General features: G+C 63.3%; 18 protein-coding genes and 3 tRNA genes. 9 read left to right on the forward strand and 12 right to left on the reverse strand.

What is annotated here, in order from left to right; translation table 11 throughout:
• Positions 1–124: 124 nt before the first annotated feature.
• Positions 125–640 (reverse strand): hypothetical protein, encoded by a 516-nt coding sequence (locus ACVOK8_RS13755; RefSeq protein WP_481567316.1) that lies wholly within the window; start codon positions 638–640, stop codon positions 125–127.
• Positions 641–672: 32 nt separating this feature from the next.
• On the reverse strand, positions 673–1,566 hold the full coding sequence (dapA, locus tag ACVOK8_RS13760; protein WP_481567317.1) for a 4-hydroxy-tetrahydrodipicolinate synthase: 894 nt from the start codon (positions 1,564–1,566) through the stop codon (positions 673–675).
• A 95-nt stretch (positions 1,567–1,661) separates the two neighbouring features.
• Between dapA and ACVOK8_RS13765 the strand changes: the two genes are divergently transcribed.
• The 9 genes from ACVOK8_RS13765 to ACVOK8_RS13805 all read left to right on the forward strand — a co-directional run bounded on the left by ACVOK8_RS13765 (position 1,662) and on the right by ACVOK8_RS13805 (position 7,482).
• Complete coding sequence (locus ACVOK8_RS13765; protein WP_481514875.1) at positions 1,662–2,288, forward strand: glycine cleavage system transcriptional repressor; 627 nt, start codon at positions 1,662–1,664, stop codon at positions 2,286–2,288.
• Between the two features lie 77 nt (positions 2,289–2,365).
• Positions 2,366–2,845: a peroxiredoxin gene (locus ACVOK8_RS13770; RefSeq protein WP_481567318.1), complete on the forward strand. Its 480-nt coding sequence runs from the start codon at positions 2,366–2,368 to the stop codon at positions 2,843–2,845.
• A gap of 82 nt (positions 2,846–2,927) precedes the next feature.
• The gene (locus ACVOK8_RS13775; RefSeq protein WP_481567319.1) at positions 2,928–4,328 is read left to right on the forward strand and encodes a PhoH family protein; all 1,401 of its coding nucleotides are present in this window, start codon (positions 2,928–2,930) and stop codon (positions 4,326–4,328) included.
• Between the two features lie 5 nt (positions 4,329–4,333).
• Positions 4,334–4,825, forward strand: coding sequence for a hypothetical protein (locus ACVOK8_RS13780; protein WP_282267607.1), 492 nt, complete (start codon positions 4,334–4,336; stop codon positions 4,823–4,825).
• A 12-nt stretch (positions 4,826–4,837) separates the two neighbouring features.
• A complete protein-coding gene (locus ACVOK8_RS13785) occupies positions 4,838–5,509 on the forward strand; it encodes a YoaK family protein (protein ID WP_481567320.1) in 672 nt (223 codons plus the stop codon).
• A 34-nt stretch (positions 5,510–5,543) separates the two neighbouring features.
• Positions 5,544–6,353, forward strand: a complete 810-nt coding sequence (gene thiD / locus ACVOK8_RS13790) for a bifunctional hydroxymethylpyrimidine kinase/phosphomethylpyrimidine kinase (RefSeq protein WP_481567321.1) — start codon at positions 5,544–5,546, stop codon at positions 6,351–6,353.
• A complete protein-coding gene (locus ACVOK8_RS13795; protein WP_481567322.1) occupies positions 6,350–7,210 on the forward strand; it encodes an alpha/beta hydrolase family protein in 861 nt (286 codons plus the stop codon). The genes thiD and ACVOK8_RS13795 overlap by 4 nt, the downstream gene beginning before the upstream one ends.
• 65 nt (positions 7,211–7,275) lie before the next feature.
• Positions 7,276–7,352 (forward strand) — tRNA-Arg (locus ACVOK8_RS13800).
• A 53-nt stretch (positions 7,353–7,405) separates the two neighbouring features.
• Positions 7,406–7,482, forward strand: a tRNA-Arg gene (locus ACVOK8_RS13805).
• Between the two features lie 650 nt (positions 7,483–8,132).
• Here ACVOK8_RS13805 and ACVOK8_RS13810 read toward each other — a convergent pair.
• The 10 genes from ACVOK8_RS13810 to hfq all read right to left on the reverse strand — a co-directional run bounded on the left by ACVOK8_RS13810 (position 8,133) and on the right by hfq (position 18,140).
• A tRNA-Ser gene (locus ACVOK8_RS13810) sits at positions 8,133–8,225 on the reverse strand.
• A 76-nt stretch (positions 8,226–8,301) separates the two neighbouring features.
• Complete coding sequence (gene csrA / locus ACVOK8_RS13815) at positions 8,302–8,505, reverse strand: carbon storage regulator CsrA (protein ID WP_481567323.1); 204 nt, start codon at positions 8,503–8,505, stop codon at positions 8,302–8,304.
• Positions 8,506–8,644: 139 nt separating this feature from the next.
• The gene (gene alaS, locus ACVOK8_RS13820; RefSeq protein ID WP_481567324.1) at positions 8,645–11,296 is read right to left on the reverse strand and encodes an alanine--tRNA ligase; all 2,652 of its coding nucleotides are present in this window, start codon (positions 11,294–11,296) and stop codon (positions 8,645–8,647) included.
• 109 nt (positions 11,297–11,405) lie between these two features.
• Positions 11,406–11,897, reverse strand: coding sequence for a recombination regulator RecX (gene recX / locus ACVOK8_RS13825; protein ID WP_481567325.1), 492 nt, complete (start codon positions 11,895–11,897; stop codon positions 11,406–11,408).
• 246 nt (positions 11,898–12,143) lie between these two features.
• On the reverse strand, positions 12,144–13,178 hold the full coding sequence (gene recA / locus ACVOK8_RS13830) for a recombinase RecA (RefSeq protein WP_481534943.1): 1,035 nt from the start codon (positions 13,176–13,178) through the stop codon (positions 12,144–12,146).
• A 232-nt stretch (positions 13,179–13,410) separates the two neighbouring features.
• A complete protein-coding gene (gene lexA, locus ACVOK8_RS13835; RefSeq protein WP_481567326.1) occupies positions 13,411–14,058 on the reverse strand; it encodes a transcriptional repressor LexA in 648 nt (215 codons plus the stop codon).
• A 51-nt stretch (positions 14,059–14,109) separates the two neighbouring features.
• Complete coding sequence (gene ubiB / locus ACVOK8_RS13840; protein ID WP_481567327.1) at positions 14,110–15,789, reverse strand: 2-polyprenylphenol 6-hydroxylase; 1,680 nt, start codon at positions 15,787–15,789, stop codon at positions 14,110–14,112.
• Positions 15,790–15,824: 35 nt separating this feature from the next.
• Entirely contained in the window at positions 15,825–16,319 is a 495-nt protein-coding gene (locus tag ACVOK8_RS13845; protein ID WP_481567328.1) for a CinA family protein, read from the reverse strand.
• A 208-nt stretch (positions 16,320–16,527) separates the two neighbouring features.
• Positions 16,528–17,838 (reverse strand): ribosome rescue GTPase HflX, encoded by a 1,311-nt coding sequence (gene hflX / locus ACVOK8_RS13850; protein WP_481567329.1) that lies wholly within the window; start codon positions 17,836–17,838, stop codon positions 16,528–16,530.
• A 14-nt stretch (positions 17,839–17,852) separates the two neighbouring features.
• Positions 17,853–18,140 carry an RNA chaperone Hfq gene (hfq, locus tag ACVOK8_RS13855; RefSeq protein ID WP_057628256.1) on the reverse strand — a complete coding sequence of 96 codons (288 nt, stop codon included), beginning with the start codon at positions 18,138–18,140 and terminating at the stop codon, positions 17,853–17,855.
• Positions 18,141–18,142 lie beyond the last annotated feature (2 nt).

Raw genomic sequence — 18,142 nt, forward strand, 5'->3', positions numbered from 1 at the left:
CCGAAAACCTCCATAAGTATCCGCTGCGGTACGGCGGCCCCGCCGAAAAGCAAGCCCAACCCCCACCAAATTAATGGGGCCCCGGGTACGGGGGGCGCCCTTTTTTATTGCCATACCGCCGCGATCAACCGACCAGCCGGGCCTTCAGCGCAGCAATCAGCTTGGTTGCAGCAGCATCGGTGGCCGGCATGCCGCGCGGGTCCACCGCCGACACATAGGCACCAGCGTCGGTTGCGACCACACGCACGAGGAAGTTGCTGCCTTCATAGGCAACATCGTAAGAGCCCAGCAGCTGCGCGCGGCTGGCAATGGTCAGGCCTTCGACGCCCGCGAGTGCCTCACCGACCTTGCCGAATACGTCATCACGACTGCCACTGACGGTGAAACCGCTCTGCGACGTGGCCACGTTAGCGGCCGAAGCAGCCGCCGGCTTGGCCGCCGAGGCCAGCGCCGGGATCGGTGCCGAACCAGCGGTGTTGGGCAGGTTCAGATCCGGCGGCACTTCCAGCGGGCGGGCTTCAGGAGCCAACGCATAGTCGCCGCGCGCACCGCGCTTGAAGAAGCAGCCAGAGGTGGCCACGGCGGTGACCACGCCCAGCAGCACCAGCGAGAACACGCGAACGGTAGAGGTTTGACGCATGGGTGAATCTCCAGAGTTCAAAGGCCGCCGGATCAGCGGCTGGATAGTTCTTCCAACGCACCCACGTCAGCGGCCAGATGATCGGCATGTGCGTGGTATTGCGCGGAAAGCGGGAGCAGCGGCAAGCGCAGCCCATCACCGATGCCGATGCGCTGCAACAGCGCTTTGACCGGAATGGGGTTGGACTCGACACCGCAGAAATCGTGGTACGACTCAAGACGGGCGTCCCAGGCCTCGGCGGCCTCGTGCTGGCCAGCGCGGGCCAGGTCACACAGGGTGCGGTAGGCGCCAGGCAGCACGTTGGAGCCCACCGAAATCAGACCATCGGCGCCAGACAACATGGAACGGGCGGCTGAGCCGTCGTCACCACTGAGGATGGCGAAGCTGTCGCTGCGCAGCTCCAGCAGGGCTTTCAGGCGGGTGGTATCGCCCACCGCTTCCTTGATACCAAGGATGTTTGGGTGCGCGGCCAGCTCGGCAACGGTTTCCGGCAGCAGGTCGCAACCGGTACGCCCGGGCACGTTGTACAGCAGCACCGGCAGGCCGCCCTGCTCGGCCACGGCCAGGTAATGCTGGCGCAGGCCTTCCTGGGTGGGCCGCACGTACGGCGGAGTGACCACCAGCGCATGGGTGGCGCCATTGGCGGCCGCGCGTTTGGTCAGGGCAATGGTGCGGGCGGTGCCGGACAGCCCGGTACCGGCCAACACCGGCACTTTGCCAGCAATGGCGGCAACGGCGCTGCGCAGCAGGCCATCGTATTCATCGTCGGACAGGGTGGAGGCTTCGCCGGTGGAGCCGGCTACCACGACACCCTGCACGCCGCCCTTGAGCTGCTGCGCCAACAGACGCTGCCAGCCGTCGGGATCGAGTGCGCCGTCGGCCTTGAAAGGCGTCGCCAGCGCGGTGATGAGACCAGATATGGACAAAGGGTCAGTCGCTCTTCGTGGGGGTAAAGAAGCCCGCCGAGTGGCGGGTTCGTGACCGAAGGCATGTTACTTGCCGGTCGAAAGCACGGGCAAGTATGCTGGACACCAGCGAACAACCCCCAAACGGTGTTGTTCAGACTCATCTAGCACCCGGAACCACCTTGACCGACACCACGCCGCGGCCGCTGCCGACCGAAAACCACCTCCTGATCAACGCCTATACGACGCATCCGGAGTCCCCCCTGCTGTCCGTCACCCGTCGAATTGCCGACAGCGGCTGCAACCTGGTCGATGCCCGCCTGTCCACGGTCGGCCGCGATGTCTCGGTGACCACCCTGGCCACCGGCTCCTGGGATGCCGTCGCCAAGCTCGAAGCCATGCTGACCCGGCTTGAGCGCGAAGAGAACCTGAAGCTGGTGTGGTACCGCACCGCTGCCAAGCAGGCGCAGTCCAACCTGCTGCCGTATATCGTGGAAGTGGTTGCCGCCGACAAGCCGGGCATCCTGTTCCAGCTGGCCGACTTCTTCGACCGCCAGGGCATAACCATCGAGAACCTGCAGAGCACCCGTTACCAGGCCATGCAGACCGGTGCGGAAATGTTCTCTGCGCAGATCACCATTGGCGTACCCTCCAACATGCACATCGCCGCCTTGCGCGACGATTTCCTCGAGTTCTGCGACCACCTCAACCTGGACGCGATCATGGACCCGATGAAGTTCTGAAATTCGCGCGCCCGTCACAGGCGCGCGGCGTTTCATGTAATTGCAATCGAACTACCCCAGGCTCCGGAAAGGATCTGATGAACATCGGCGATACCCTGGACCGAAACACCCTAGCCCTGCCACTGGCCCTGTCCGGCGGCACCACTACCAGCCTCGGCGAACTCGCCGGCCAATGGTTGGTGTTGTACTTCTACCCGAAGGACAGCACCCCCGGCTGCACCACCGAAGGCCTGGATTTCAATGCGCTGCTGCCCAAGTTCAAGCGTGCAGGCGCGCAGGTTTTCGGCATCTCCCGCGATTCTGTGAAGTCGCACGACAACTTCTGCGCCAAGCAGGGTTTCAAGTTCCCACTGATCAGCGACACCGATGAAGCGCTATGCAGCGCCTTCGACGTGATCAAGATGAAGAACATGTACGGCAAGCAGGTGCGTGGCATCGAACGCAGCACCTTCCTGATCTCTCCTGACAGCCAGCTCGTGCAGGAATGGCGCAAGGTCAAAGTCGCCGGTCATGCCGATGCCGTGCTTGAAGCACTGAAGGCCGCTCAACCCAAGTGACCCACATCCCGTTCCAACCCATGTCATCGCCCTGCTCTGCAGGTGCGATGGCGTGACCCTGTCCCGCCACCAGGAATCGACGATGACCCGAGGCAAGCGCATCTACGTACTGGATACCAACGTGCTGATGCACGATCCGACCGCGCTGTTCAAATTCGAGGAACATGATGTCTACCTGCCGATGCAGGTGATCGAGGAGCTGGACAACGGCAAGAAAGGCACCACCGAGGCGAGCCGCAATGCCCGTCAGGTGAGCCGCTTCCTCAATGAGCTGATCGAACAGGCCGGCATTGGCAGCGTGCAGAACGGCGTGCCACTGGCGCGGCCGAAGGGGCTGCAGCTGCGCGGCGCGCAGAGCGCCGGCAACCTGTATTTCCAGACCAGCCACTTCGAGGCCGGCAAAAGCTTTGGCAAGGTGATCCCGGACAACGCCATCCTCGGCGCGATCCTGGCATTGAAGGAAGAACACCCGGAAACCCCGGTGGTGTTCATCTCCAAGGACATCAACCTGCGGATCAAGGCAGCAATCGCCGGCATCGATTCGGAGGATTACGAGAACGACCGCGCGCTGGACGATTTCAGCCTGCTTTACACCGGCGCCACCGTGCTGCCGGAAGATTTCTGGAAGAAGCACAGCGAAGGCCTGCGCAGCTGGAGCGACAAGGGCCGCACCAGCTACGAGATCCAGGCCGCCGACGACGAAGACTGGCATCCCAACCAGTACGCCTACTTGGCCGGCGACGACGAAGTAGAACTGAAAGTCAGCAAGGTCGAGGGCGATGGCCGCGTCACCCTGTCGGTGGTCAACGACTTCCGCCATGGTTCGCATTCGGTCTGGGGCATCACCGCACGCAACCGTGAGCAGAACTTCGCGCTCAATGCGCTGATGGACCCGGAGATCGACTTCGTCACCCTGCTCGGCACCGCCGGCACCGGCAAGACCCTGCTCGCCCTGGCCGCCGGCCTGGCGCAGACCATGGACACGCAGCGCTACCGCGAGATCATCATGACCCGCGCCACCGTCAGCGTGGGCGAGGACATCGGCTTCCTGCCCGGCACCGAGGAAGAAAAGATGACGCCGTGGATGGGCGCACTCACCGACAATCTGGAAGTACTCACCCACAACCAAGATGGCGGCGCCTGGGGCCGCGCAGCCACCAATGACCTGCTGGCCAGCCGCATCAAGATCCGTTCGATGAACTTCATGCGCGGCCGCACCTTCCTGTCGCGCTACCTGATCCTGGACGAGGCGCAGAACCTCACCCCGAAGCAGATGAAGACCCTGATCACCCGCGCCGGTCCCGGCACCAAGATCGTCTGCCTGGGCAACGTCGAGCAGATCGACACGCCCTACCTCACCGAAACCACCTCAGGCCTCACCTATGCGGTGGACCGTTTCAAGAATTGGCCGCACAGTGCACACATCACACTGCGCCGGGGCGAACGCTCGCGTCTGGCCGATTACGCTTCGGAGGTCCTGTGAAACATCTGCACACGCTGTCCCTGCTGGCTGCAGCAACACTCACCCTGGCAGCCTGCACGCCGTCGAACACGCGCCCCGGCAGCGTGCCGACGGCGGTCAAGACCGGACAGTCCTGGGTCGTTACCCGCCCCGTGGTCGCCGCGCAGGTGCTGGACACCTGCTCGCGCGACAGCCCCGCCAAACATGCCGGTGAAGTCACCGGCTACTGGGCACCCAGCCGCGCCGATATCGACGCATTGGAAAGCCAGTTGGCACAACTGCAACCCAGCATTGCCGAGCCGGCACTGTCCGGCCGGCAGTACGTAGGCTTTGAGTCCAGCGGCAAGCGCCTGATCTACATCAACGCCTTCACCCTGCCCGACCACAGCGACATCAACCCGGCCCGGGAAGCGATCCGCGTCTGCGATGGTGGCGCGCAATTCTGGGGTGCTGTGTACGACCCGCAGGCCGGCACGTTTTCCAGCATCGAGCGCAACGGCGCGCTGTCCAAGCCCTGATCCGGCGTCGGCATGAAGGTCCGCCTGCCCACCTGGGTCTGGATCGGCGCCATTGCACTGTCCTGCGTGGCCGGAATGGTCAACGCGGTCGGCTTCCTGGGCTTTGAACACCAGGCAGTCAGCCATGTCACCGGCAGCACCAGCCAGCTCGGCATTGCCCTTGCGCATGCCGACTGGCGCTCGGTCGGTCACCTCTGGGGCCTGCTGATCGCCTTTGCGCTGGGCGCGATGCTCAGCGGCCTGATCATCCAGGACAGCACCCTGCAACTCGGCCGACGCTACGGCGTCGCGCTGGCGCTGGAATCAGCCTTGCTGCTGTTGTCCATCCCACTGTTCAAGCAACAACAGGTTTGGGGCGCACTGGCTGCCGCCATGGCCTGCGGGCTGCAGAACGCACTGGCCACCACCTTCAGTGGCGCGGTAGTGCGCACCACCCACCTCAGCGGCATGTTCACCGACCTCGGCATCGGCCTGGGCCATCTGCTGCGCGGCCTGCCGGTGCCGATGCACCGGCTGACCTTGAGCGGCTTGATCATTGGCGGCTTTTTGGCCGGGGGCATAGTGGGCGCATGGCTGTTCGCGCGCTGGCAATACGACGCCCTGCTTGTCCCAGCCGTACTGACCGGACTCAGCGGCCTGGGTTATGTGCTGTACCGGCAATGGGCCATGCGCCGGCAAGCCTGAGGCAGGCTAGCGGCAAACCCTGCACAATCGGCGCATGAGTCCCTCCACGCCCGTTTCCGCCCTCACCATTGCCGGCTCCGATTCCGGCGGCGGTGCCGGCATCCAAGCCGACCTCAAAGCCTTTGCCGCCCATCGCGTGCATGGTCTGTCGGCAATCGCCGCCCTCACCGCACAGCACACCCGCGGCGTCACTGCCGTGCACGTGCCACCGCTGCCATTCCTGCAGGCGCAGCTGGATGCCTGCTTCGACGATTTCGACATCCATGCGGTCAAGCTCGGCATGCTCGCCAATGCCGAAGTGATCCACCTGGTTGCCGACGTACTGGAACAGCGCCGCCCACCGCAGATCGTGATCGACCCGGTGATGGTCGCCACCAGCGGTGCCAAGCTGCTCGAAGACAGCGCACTGCGCGCGATGCGTGAACGCCTGCTGCCGCTGGCGACACTGCTCACACCCAATACGCCGGAAGCAGCACTGCTGCTTGGCCGCAGCATCCACAACGCAGAAGATGCCGAAGACGCCGCTGCCGCATTGATCGATATGGGTGCCGGCGCGGTATTGCTGAAAGGCGGCCATCTATTGGAAGGCAATCGCGTGATTGATCGTTACTTCGATGGCGTCAGCCGCGAAGAATTCAGCCACATCCGACTGCCGGTCGATGCGCATGGCACTGGGTGCACGCTGGCTTCGGCCATCGCCGCGCAGCTGTGCTGCGGACTGTCGCTGGCCAATGCCTGCGAAGCAGCCATCGACTATGTCGCACGCGGCCTGCAAGGCGGCTATCACCCGGGCCGCAGCGAGGTGATGGTGCTCGATCACTTCGGCGCGGCACGTCTGGCATGAGCACTGATTCCCTGCCCTTCGAAACAACGGCACTGCCAGTCAGCAGCGCCGATGGCCATCGCTTCGAACTGCTGGCCTACCTGCCCGCCCAGCCTTGCGCCTGCCTGCTTTGGCTGCCGGCACTGGGCGTGGCAGCACGCCATTATCAGGCGTTTGCCGAAGCCCTCGCCGCCAACAACATTGCCGTGTTCCTGCACGAATGGCGCGGCAACGGCAGCAGCAGCCTACGCCCGGACCGCAAGCACGACTGGGGCTACAAGGAGCTGCTGCAGCTCGATCTGCCGGCTGCCGAAGCCGCCGTGCATGCCACCCTGCCCGGCGTGCCGTTCCGGCTTGGCGGGCACAGCCTCGGCGGCCAGCTCAGCTGCTGCTACGCAGGCCTGCGCGACGCCGAGCTCGATGCCTTATGGCTGGTCGCCAGCGGCACGCCGTGGTGGCGCAGCTTTCCTGCACCGCGCGGCTGGCTGTTGCCACTGGCCTATCGCTTCCTGCCATGGCTTGCGCAACGCAATGGCACCCTGCCCGGCCGCCGCGTCGGTTTCGGCGGCACCGAAGCGCGCGGACTTATTCGCGACTGGGCGCGCGTGGGCCTGAGCAATCATTACGCGGCACGTGGAATGCAGATCGATCTTGAAGCCGGCATGCGCCACATCAGCGCAGCGACGCGCGCCGTGGTGCTGGACAGTGATTGGTTGGCGCCGGCCAGCTCGATGCAACAGCTGCTGGCCAAGCTTCCAGCGTCGACACGCAGCTTGAGAGTACTGTCATCGCGCGAATTGGGCGTGCGCGCCGACCACTTTCAGTGGATGAAATCACCACACAACGTGGCCTCGGCACTGATTCATCCCGAAGATTAAGAAATTTTCACAAAAGCGTTGACGCAAACGTCTCAAATCCGCATAATCTCGCTCCTGGCAACGAGGCGCTCGTAGCTCAGTTGGATAGAGTACCTGGCTACGAACCAGGTGGTCGGGAGTTCGAATCTCTCCGAGCGCACCATGTCAGAACGCAGATTCAATCTGCACCGCTTCAAACTACAACAGCAATGTTGAGCGCTCGTAGCTCAGTTGGATAGAGTACCTGGCTACGAACCAGGTGGTCGGGAGTTCGAATCTCTCCGAGCGCACCAATACTAAAAACAGCAGGCATTGCCTGCTGTTTTTTTATGCGTGTTTTTTGACAGCAAGCCAAGCAGTCGAAATGTAATTCTCGGCAGACGCGTAAACGGGAAAGCTCCAGACGAGCTTAGCTTGGCTCTACAGCAGCACCCCGTCACGCAGCGCCACCGCACCCTACAGGCCCTTCAGCGCGCACCAGCGGTACAGGAGTGCCAAGCATCGCAGTGCCGAGCCACGCTCGGCAGAGGCTCCCAGCAGCGCACCAGTACAGCACAGCACGACTACGCCCTGCACACCCCCAGAGACGCATCAGCGCTTGTAGGAGCGGCATAAGCCGCGAAGCTGGCGCCATTGAAATCACCCGCACGCCCGCAACCTGACCGAGCATCAGCTTCGCAGCTTACGCCGCTCCCACAAAGAAGCGAACGCGCTCAGCGCAAGCAACGCAGTACCCAACCATGCCCGGCAGGGGCATTGCCGGAAGGGCTCCTGCCGAGCATGGCTCGGCACTACAGTACGACCACCCCAACACAGCATCCGCAGTCGCGCAGCGCCATTGCACGCGCCTCACGCGACAGCCGCGAAAAAGAAACTCAAAGAGAACGCGAACGAAAAAACCTGCGGACACAAAAAAGCCCCGATAAAGGGGCTTTTTTGAAACTGGCGGAGTGAGAGGGATTCGAACCCTCGATAGAGCTTTTAACCCTATACTCCCTTAGCAGGGGAGCCCCTTCAGCCACTCGGGCATCACTCCGTTTCTCTTGCCCCGTTACGTGTATTCCGTAGCGGGGCGCGAAGAATAACGTTAAACGAGGTGAAAGGTAAACCCCTTATTCGGAAGTTTCTTCACTTCCGGAAGTTGCGGGCTCATCGCCACGCTGGATACGCTGGAAAATCTCCTCGCGATGGACAGCAACGTCCTTCGGCGCGGTGATACCGATACGTACCTGGTTGCCCTTGACGCCGAGCACGGTCACGCTGACCGAGTCGCCGATCATCAAGGTTTCGCCTACTCGGCGAGTCAGGATCAACATTGTGTAAATCTCCATGGAACCGGTGGGTTTCCCACCGGCATTGGCGCGCTTCGAGCTATGCGCCCCACGACAAAGGGGAAAAGACTCCCAATGTTACCGTCAGGGCGCGAACACCTTCAAGGTGCGTGACTTGTCACATTCAGGCCAGATGCGGCTTGACCCACTCCAGCACGCCCTCAAGGGCCGCCACCAGCTTGGGACCATCCTCACCGCCGCCCTGGGCCATGTCCGGACGACCACCGCCCTTGCCGCCGATCTGGGTCGCGACGTGGGCCAACAGCTCGCCCGCCTTGACCTTGCCCAGCGCCGCGCCGTTGACGCCGGCCACAAGCGCAGCCTTGCCGTCCTGCACGCCGGCCAGGACGATGATGGCATCGCCCAGCTGCTGCTTCAGGCGATCCATCGCGTCGCGCAGCGCCTTGGCATCAAAGCCTTCCAGGCGCACTGCCAATACCTTCACGCCAGCAACATCGATCGCCGAGCCACCCAGGTCAGCGGTTGCACCGGAGGCGACCTTGGCCTTCAAGGCCTCCAGCTCGCGCTCCAATTTCTTCTGCCGCTCACCCAGCTGGCGGATCTTGTCGACCACGTCACCGGCACTGCCGCCGAGCAGCTGCGCTGCTTCGTGCAGACGCGCTTCCTCGTCAGCCACATAGTCCAACGCGCCCTGCCCGGTCACCGCTTCGATACGACGCACGCCCGAGGACACACCGCCCTCGGAGGTGATCTTGAACAGGCCGATGTCGCCGGTACGCGAAACGTGGGTGCCGCCGCACAGCTCGGTGGAGTACTCGCCCATTTTCAGCACGCGCACGTTCTCGCCGTACTTCTCGCCGAACAGTGCCATGGCACCGAAATCCAGCGCTTCCTGCATGCCCATGTTGTGCACTTCGGCAGCGTTGTTGGCACGCACCTGCTCGTTGACCTTGCGCTCGATGACGGCCAGCTCTTCGGCAGTGATCGGCTGGAAGTGCGAGAAGTCAAAACGCAGGCGATCCGGCGCCACCAGCGAGCCCTTCTGCTGCACGTGGGTGCCGAGCACTTCGCGCAGGGCGGCATGCAGCAGATGGGTGGCGGAATGGTTGAGGATGGTGGCGCTGCGGCGTGAGGCGTCGACCGCACCGGCCAGCACATCACCAACCTTCAGCGCGCCCTGCTCCAGCTTGCCGACATGGCCGTGGAACTGGCCAGCGAACTTCTGCGTATCGCTCACCGCCAGCGTGACGCCATTGGCCGACAGCACGCCGGTATCGCCAACCTGGCCACCGGACTCGGCGTAGAACGGAGTCTGCTCGGTGAACACGATGACCTCATCGCCCGCCTGCGCGGTGTCGACCGAACGGCCGTCCTTGATCAGCGCGACAACCTTCAGGCCATCGGCCTGCAGGCGGTCGTAGCCGAGGAAAACGGTCGGGCTCAGGGTTGAAACCAGTTCGGCGGAGAGCGTCACGCCGCCGCCGAACTTGCCGGCCGCACGCGCGGTCTCGCGCTGGTGCTCCATCGAGGCATCAAAGCCGGCCATGTCCACCGTCATGCCACGCTCGCGGGCGATGTCGGCGGTCAGGTCGACCGGGAAGCCATAGGTGTCATACAGACGGAACGCGTCGACACCCGGGATGACGCCGTCACTGACCTTGGCCGCAACGTCATCGAAAATCTTCATGCCCGAATCGAGGGTTTCGGCGAAACGCTCTTCTTCGGCCAGCAAAGCGCGCACCACGGTGTCAGCCTGCGCCGGCAGTTCCGGGTAGGCCTCGCCCATCTGCTCGATCAGGGTCGGCACCAGCTTGTTGAAGAACGGCTGACGCACGCCCAGCATCCAGCCGTGACGTAGGGCGCGGCGGATGATGCGGCGCAGGACGTAGCCACGGCCTTCGTTGGACGGCAGCACGCCATCGACGATCAGGAAGGAACAGGCACGGATGTGATCGGCGATCACACGCAGCGACTTGTTCTCCAGGTCGGCCATGCCGGTCAGCTCGGAGGCCTTGCGGATCAGCGCCTGGAACAGGTCGATCTCGTAGTTGGTGTGCACGTGCTGCAGGATTGCCGCCAGACGCTCCAGGCCCATGCCGGTATCCACGCACGGCGCCGGCAGCGGCTGCAGCGAACCATCAGGCTGGCGATCGAACTGCATGAACACCAGGTTCCAGATTTCGATGAAGCGGTCGCCATCTTCATCCGGCGAACCCGGCGGACCACCGGCGATGTGGTCGCCGTGGTCATAGAAGATCTCGGTGCAGGGACCGCAGGGGCCGGTATCGGCCATCTGCCAGAAGTTGTCCGACGCGAACGGCGCACCCTTGTTGTCACCGATGCGCACGATGCGCGATTCCGGGATGCCGATCATGTCGCGCCACAGCGCGTAGGCCTCGTCATCGGTCTGGTAAACGGTGACCAGCAGGCGATCGGCCGGCAGCTTCCAGACCTGGGTCAGCAGCTCCCATGCCCAGGCAATGGCGTCCTTCTTGAAGTAATCACCGAAGGACCAGTTACCCAGCATTTCGAAGAAGGTGTGGTGGCGGGCGGTATAGCCGACCTGGTCCAGATCGTTGTGCTTGCCACCGGCACGCAGGCAGCGCTGGACGTCGGCCGCGCGCACGTAGCTGCGCTTTTCCGCGCCCAGGAACACGTCCTTGAACTGGACCATGCCCGAGTTGGTGAACAACAAGGTCGGGTCATTGCCCGGCACCAAGGGTGCCGACGGCACGATGGTGTGGCCTTTGCCCTTGAAGAATTCGAGAAAGTCAGCGCGGATCTGGGAGGTAGTAAATTTGGCAGGTGTATTCATGGGGACTGGCGGTAAGCTGGCAAGCGGGTCCCAGCAGCCTTTGCGGGCGCGGGAATTCGGGACAACCGAAACCCTGAAAGGGTATCAGGCCCAGCCCGCCGAGTCCTGTTCAGTCCTCTGGATCGTAGCGACTGGCCTGGCGGATACAGTTGCCGTCAAAGCCACGCCGGGCCAATAGATCCGCGGCTTTGCGCCGTTGCGCCAGATCTCCCGGGCCGCTGGCGCCAAAACGGCGGCACACCAGCTCGCGCGCGTTTTCAGTCCAATCGCCTTCGAACGAGGCCATGGCGGCCTCGATCTGCTCGCTGTCCAGCCCGTGGGTGCCCAGCTCTGCGCGGATATGCAGCGGCCCATAGCCACTACCAGCGCGGTTGCGAACCACCGATTGGGCAAAACGGGTGTCGTCCTGCCAGCCCTCTTCAGCCAGCTTGGCTACCGCCGCATCGACCGCATCGGGATCCACACCGCGGGACTTGAGCTTGCGGCCAAGTTCCTTGCGCGAATGCTCGCGCCTGACCAGCAGGCCCAGTGCGCGCTGTAGCGGTGTCTGCTGGCGACCGCGCTTGGTTTTGCCCTCAGGCTGATCGTCGATCTCGGTCATCACGCCACCACGTTCGTTTCAGCCAGGTTCGTTTCAGCCAGGTTCGTTTCAGCCAGGCCAGTTTCAGCCAAGCTGGTCTCGACCAGGCTCAACCCCGCCCGACTTGACTCCGGCGAGCCCCGTTCCAAAAGCCCAGCCCGGGCAATAGCCAACCCCGCGCCATCCTTGGCGCAGGGTCTTCATGGACAAAATGCCGCAGGAGCGGACGACGTCACTGACGATGCGCCGCCCGCTCCCGCGGGAAAATCACTCCTCGCCGTCGTCGTCGCCTTCTTCGCGCGCAGCTTCGGTGGGCTGGAATTTCTCGCGCAGCTCAGCCTCAAGGCGGACTGCAACCTGCGGGTTGTCGCGCAGATAGCCGCGGGCGTTGTCCTTGCCCTGGCCAATGCGCTCTTCACCGTAGCTGTACCAGGCACCAGCCTTCTCAACCAATTTGGCTTCCACGCCCATGTCGATCAGCTCGCCCTCGCGGGAGATACCTTCGCCATAGAGGATTTCGGTGATGACCTGCTTGAACGGCGGTGCCAGCTTGTTCTTGACCACCTTGATCTTGGTCTGGTTGCCAATGATCTCGTCACCTTTCTTGATCGCACCGATACGGCGGATATCCAGGCGTACCGAGGCGTAGAACTTCAGCGCGTTGCCGCCGGTGGTCACTTCCGGGCTCTGGCCCGGCATCATCACGCCGATCTTCATGCGCAGCTGATTGATGAAGATCACCAGCGTATTGGAGCGCTTGATGTTGCCGGTCAGCTTGCGCAGCGCCTGGCTCATCAGACGGGCTTGCAGGCCGGGCAGCTGATCGCCCATTTCGCCTTCGATTTCAGCACGCGGGGTCAGCGCAGCGACCGAGTCGACCACCACGATGTCGACCGAGCCCGAACGCACCAGCATGTCGGCGATTTCCAGTGCCTGCTCGCCGGTGTCCGGCTGCGACAGCAGCAGGTCGTCGACGTTGACGCCCAGCTTGGCGGCGTAGATCGGGTCCAGTGCGTGCTCGGCGTCGATGAAGGCAGCGGTGCCGCCCAACTTCTGGCATTCGGCAATCGCCTGCAGGGTCAGGGTGGTCTTGCCCGAGGATTCCGGGCCGTAGATTTCGACCACACGGCCCTTGGGCAGGCCACCTATGCCGAGTGCGATGTCCAGCATCAACGAGCCCGTGGGGATGATCTCGACGGGTTCGACAACGCGGTCGCCCATGCGCATCACCGAGCCTTTGCCGAACTGCTTCTCGATCTGACTCAGTGCAGCAGTAAGCGCGCGCTTCTTGTTCTCGTCCATCGCGTTCGTCCTCGGGGTTGATTTCGTTGATTTCGTCATGGGGTCCACTGTAGGGGTGTCGTATCGCACAGGCTGAGACTGCAACCGAGACGACAAAATTATTGGGCCGACAAGGATACCGACAGCAGCCCAAACACCCGCCCTACGTAAGGAAAACAGTCAGTTACGGCTGCGAAATGCGCAGCTTCGGGTTCGGCAGGATGCAAATCCGCGAGCCTCGAATCTGTACGTCTCAGCGGTTTGGCCTCAGCAGGCCGCAATACAGCCCTTCGATGGAGAAATCCTGGTCGGGCAGGACTTCGATCGGCGCGTAGTCGGGGTTGCGCGGCAACAGGCGGATCCGGTCCTTGGCGATCTTCAGCAGCTTGACCGTGATTTCGTCGTCGATACGCGCCACCACGATCTGCCCGGAGGTCGCATCGCGGGTGCGGTGCACGCCAATCAGATCGCCATTGAAAATGCCTTCGTCGATCATCGAATCGCCCTGCACTTTCAGCAGGTAATCCGGTGCCGGCGAGAAAAACACCTTGTCCAGCACCACGTAGTCATCCGAACCGATGTCGGCCCCAATCGGCAGGCCAGCAGCAACCCGACCCAGGATCGGCAGGCGCAACACATCTTCGTTGGCAGCCTGCGCAGGCATTTGCGACTCCGCATCGCCCTCGCCTTCCTGACGCAGCAGGCGGATGCCGCGTGCGCGACCGGGGACGCGCTCGATGGCGCCGGCCGCTTCCAGGGCATCAAGATGGTATTGGGCCGAGCGCACACCCTTGAAACCAAAGGCGCGGGCGATCTCGGTCTGCGATGGCGGCATGCCCTCGGCCTCGATGCGCTCAGCGATCAAGTCGAGGATGGCCTGCTGGGTGTCGGTGAGGTTCATGGTTAGTAGTATTACTACTAACAAAAAGATCTGCAAGCCCCTCGACGAAGATCAGGGGTGCCGCCCACTGCGCCAGATCGAAAACAGGATCCAGACCCCGCAGATGCCCGCGCCAACGAAGCCGCACAGCCCCAGCGCCAGGAACCAGCGGCTGGAAAGGCCGCCCACGCTGTGCATCACGATCGAGGAGCCAATGATCAAGGCCGCGGTTATGACACCGACAACCAGACGGTTGGCAGCGCGATTGACCTGGTCACCGAAGCCCTGCAAGGCGGTGGTTTCCACCCGCAGCTTCAACTGCCCACGCCGTGCCGCCTGCACCAGCCGACGCAGATCACGCGGCAATTCCCCGGCGAAATCCAGCATTCCCAACAGACTGCGGCGGCCGCGCTTGAGCAGTGCCTTGGGCGCATAACGCTGCAGCACCACCTGCTCCAGGAACGGACGCGCGGCACTGGCCATGTCGAAGTCGGGGTCCAGCTGCCGGCCCATGCCTTCCAGAGTGAGGAAAGCCTTGATCATCAATGCCAGATCGGCCGGCAAGGTCAGGCTGTAGCTGCGCAGCAACTGGGTGATGTCGCCCAGCATCAGGCCGATGCGCAGGTCTTTCAGTGGTACGCCACGGTACTGATCGACGAATTGGCTGATGTCCTGTTGCAGGCGCCCTTCGTCGACTTCCACACCGCCGGCCCAGTCCAGCAGCACATCGGCAACCACCTGCGGTTCCTGCTCAACCAGCCCGTGCAGCAGCTGTGCGACCTGGAAGCGGCGCGCTTCGGAAAGCGCACCGACCATGCCGAAGTCGATCACGCCGATGCGCCCATCGCGCATGTAGAAAATATTTCCAGGGTGCGGATCGGCATGGAAATAGCCGTCTTCCAACACCATTTTCAGCACGATCTCGGCGCCGCGCCGGGCCAGCGCAGCGCGGTCCAGACCGGCATCATCGACCGCATCCAGCTTGCGCCCCGGAATGCCATCGACGAAGTCCTGCACGTTGAGGCTTTCGCAGGTCCACTGCCAATGCACACCGGGAATCAGGATGTCATCGCGGCCATCGAAGTTGCGTGCGATGCGTTCGGAATTGCGGCACTCGGCGGCGAAATCCATCTCGCTGCGCAGCGATATGGTGAACTGCTGCACCACTTCAGCTGGCCGATAGCGGCGCAGATCAGGCAGGCGCGCTTCGACGATTTCAGCCAGCCGCGCCAACAAACGCAGGTCGGCTTCAACCACATCACGGATGCCTGGCCTGCGTATTTTCAGCACCACCTCGCGGCCATCGTGCAGACGCGCGCGGTGCGCCTGCGCCAAGGAGGCGGCGGCCATCGGGGCTTCATCAAGGAAGGCGAATACCTGCGTCGGCGCCGCGCCAAGATCGGCTTCCAACTGCTCGCGGATCGCGGCGTAAGGCAACGCGGGCACCGCGTTCTGCAGCTCGGATAGTTCGGCGATCCACTCCGGCGGCAACAGGTCCACGCGCGTGGCCAGCACCTGGCCAAGCTTGACGAAGGTTGGCCCCAGTTCCTGCATCGCGCTGCGTACGCGTACCGGCGCGGTCATCCGCAACATCTGCTGGCTGTCATTCCAGCGCACCAGCCGGCCTGCGCGCTCAAGCACCGAGGCCAACCCGGTCCGGCGCACCACGTCGCCGAAACCATAGCGGATCAGAACCGCTGCTATTTCCTGCAATCGGCCCAGTTCACGGACCGTGCCCAGTGTTTCCCACATCGCGACTTATCCCGGTTGCTGGCCGGGCCAGCATGTCATAGATGCTCGTCGATGCCGCGCAATGCAGCGTCCACGGTTTGCCGGCGTACGGCATCGCGGTCGCCATCGAACTGGAACAGCTGCGCCCGCGCATAGCCGCCGCGCCGCTTCCAGCCGATCCAGACACTGCCGACCGGCTTGTCCGGACTGCCACCACCGGGGCCGGCGATGCCGGTCACCGCCACCGCGATGCCGGCGCCGGAGTTGATCAGCGCACCGGCAACCATTTCCAGCACAGTCTCGCGGCTGACCGCACCGAACTGCTCCAAGGTCTGCGCGCGGACGCCGAGCAGTCGCTGTTTGGCTTCGTAGCTGTAAACCACCATGCCGCAGTCGAAGAAAGCCGAGGAACCGGCGATATCGGTCATGCTCTTGGCGATCCAGCCGCCGCTGCAGCTTTCTGCGGTTACCAGCTGCAGCGAGGCGTGCTGCAGGCGCTCGCCGAGTGCGGCGGCCAGGGCATTGAGATCGGCATCGGTTGGATTGGACATTGCGGTAAAGGGGGCTGGGCGGAGAACCCTTACGTTTTACCGCAGATGACGCCCGCGTGGGAGTTGTGGGAGCGGCGTAAGCCGCGAAGCAGACACATCATCAGATTGCACGGGTGCTGCCAGCTTCAGGAGCTCTTGCTTCGCGGCTCACGCCGCTCCTACACAACAAAACAGCCGGCACGAGGCCGACTGTCTCTTCCCGCCCGGATCACCACTCAGGCAGCTTTTCCGGCAACAAGGGCCGGATCACCGCACCGTCCTCGCTTGCAGCAAGCTTCTCAGCTTCAGCAATCGGAATATCCACTTCGATCAACCAGCCTTCTTCATCGGCCTGCTCGCTGCGGATGACTTCCAGCTGATGCAGGCGCGCGCGCAGGCGGCCAGCACTCGGCGGCAGACGGACCTGACCGGTGACATGCTGCAGGCCCAGGCGCTTGCCCAGCACCGACTGCAGCAGCTCCAGCCCGCGACCATCGCGTGCGGAAACCCAGACACGCTCGCGGCGCGATTCGTCCGGAACGCCATCCTGCGCGTCATGGCGCACTTCAGCGCCTTCGATGCGATCAATCTTGTTGAACACCAGCAGCTGCGGCAGATCGCCAGCACCTACGGCTTCCAGCACTTCATCGACCTGGGCGATACGCTCCTCGCGCAGCGGATCAGCGGCATCGACCAGATGCAGCAGGAAATCCGCCTCACGCGCTTCGGAGAGCGTGGAACGGAAGGCCGCCACAAGGTCATGCGGCAGATTGCGCACGAAGCCGACGGTGTCCGCCAGCATCGCGTTGCCGCCCGGCAGGTTGATGCGTCGAACGGTGGGGTCCAGCGTCGCGAACAACAGATCGGCCGCGTAAGCGCCAGCACCGGTCAAGGCATTGAATAGCGTGGACTTGCCGGCATTGGTATAGCCGACCAGCGCGATACGCGGCATTTCGCTGCGCACGCGCGCGCGGCGCATCTGGGTGCGCTGCACCTCGACCTTTTCCAGCCGCTTCTGCAGCTGTTCCACCCGCTTCTGCAGCAGGCGGCGATCGGTTTCCAGCTGGGTTTCACCCGGGCCGCGCAGACCGATGGAACCACCACGCTGACGCTCAAGGTGGGTCCAGCCGCGGACCAATCGCGTGGCCATATGCCGCAACTGGGCCAGCTCAACCTGCAACTTGCCTTCGTGGCTGTGCGCACGCTGAGCAAAGATGTCCAGGATCAGACCGGTGCGATCAATCACCCGGCGCTCCAGATAGCGCTCAAGGTTGCGCTCCTGCACCGGGCTGAGTTGATGGTTGACCAGCACCAGATCGGCGCCGGTCGCGTCGGCGGCAGCCTTCACTTCCTCCAGCTTGCCGCTGCCGATCAACGTCGAAGGGTTGGGCCTGTCCATGCGCGCACTGATGGTCGCGGCAATAGTTGCCCCGGCCGAGCGCGCCAGATCGGTGAACTCCTCAAGTACGTCTTCTTCCAACCGGCCAACATGCGGCTGGATCAACAGCGCATGTTCGCCCTTTTTAGAGCGGTCAAACATGCGCCGCCACCTGCTTATTCGTTGTCGTTGTCAATTTCGTCATCAGCTGCCTGACTTCCATCACCCGATTGCACATAGCCACCACCCGGCCCCACACGCACGTTGCGCGCCGGCACCACGGTGGAAATGGCGTGCTTGTAGACCATCTGGCTGACGGTATTGCGCAGGAGCACCACGAACTGGTCAAACGACTCAATCGTGCCCTGCAATTTGATGCCATTTACCAGGTAGACCGAAACCGGCACGCGCTCACGGCGCAACGCATTCAGAAACGGATCCTGCAAAGACTGCCCCTTGGACATCG

The sequence above is a fragment of the Stenotrophomonas sp. STEN083 genome (assembly GCF_056759195.1).

Coding starts and splice junctions, on each gene's coding strand:
- ACVOK8_RS13755 (WP_481567316.1), bottom strand. CDS start 640: ATGCGTCAAACCTCTACCGTTCGCGTGTTCTCGCTGGTGCTGCTGGGC.
- ACVOK8_RS13765 (WP_481514875.1), top strand. CDS start 1,662: ATGCTGGACACCAGCGAACAACCCCCAAACGGTGTTGTTCAGACTCAT.
- ACVOK8_RS13770 (WP_481567318.1), top strand. CDS start 2,366: ATGAACATCGGCGATACCCTGGACCGAAACACCCTAGCCCTGCCACTG.
- ACVOK8_RS13775 (WP_481567319.1), top strand. CDS start 2,928: ATGACCCGAGGCAAGCGCATCTACGTACTGGATACCAACGTGCTGATG.
- ACVOK8_RS13785 (WP_481567320.1), top strand. CDS start 4,838: ATGAAGGTCCGCCTGCCCACCTGGGTCTGGATCGGCGCCATTGCACTG.
- thiD (WP_481567321.1), top strand. CDS start 5,544: ATGAGTCCCTCCACGCCCGTTTCCGCCCTCACCATTGCCGGCTCCGAT.
- ACVOK8_RS13795 (WP_481567322.1), top strand. CDS start 6,350: ATGAGCACTGATTCCCTGCCCTTCGAAACAACGGCACTGCCAGTCAGC.
- csrA (WP_481567323.1), bottom strand. CDS start 8,505: ATGTTGATCCTGACTCGCCGAGTAGGCGAAACCTTGATGATCGGCGAC.
- alaS (WP_481567324.1), bottom strand. CDS start 11,296: ATGAATACACCTGCCAAATTTACTACCTCCCAGATCCGCGCTGACTTT.
- recX (WP_481567325.1), bottom strand. CDS start 11,897: ATGACCGAGATCGACGATCAGCCTGAGGGCAAAACCAAGCGCGGTCGC.
- recA (WP_481534943.1), bottom strand. CDS start 13,178: ATGGACGAGAACAAGAAGCGCGCGCTTACTGCTGCACTGAGTCAGATC.
- lexA (WP_481567326.1), bottom strand. CDS start 14,058: ATGAACCTCACCGACACCCAGCAGGCCATCCTCGACTTGATCGCTGAG.
- ubiB (WP_481567327.1), bottom strand. CDS start 15,789: ATGTGGGAAACACTGGGCACGGTCCGTGAACTGGGCCGATTGCAGGAA.
- ACVOK8_RS13845 (WP_481567328.1), bottom strand. CDS start 16,319: ATGTCCAATCCAACCGATGCCGATCTCAATGCCCTGGCCGCCGCACTC.
- hflX (WP_481567329.1), bottom strand. CDS start 17,838: ATGTTTGACCGCTCTAAAAAGGGCGAACATGCGCTGTTGATCCAGCCG.
- hfq (WP_057628256.1), bottom strand. CDS start 18,140: ATGTCCAAGGGGCAGTCTTTGCAGGATCCGTTTCTGAATGCGTTGCGC.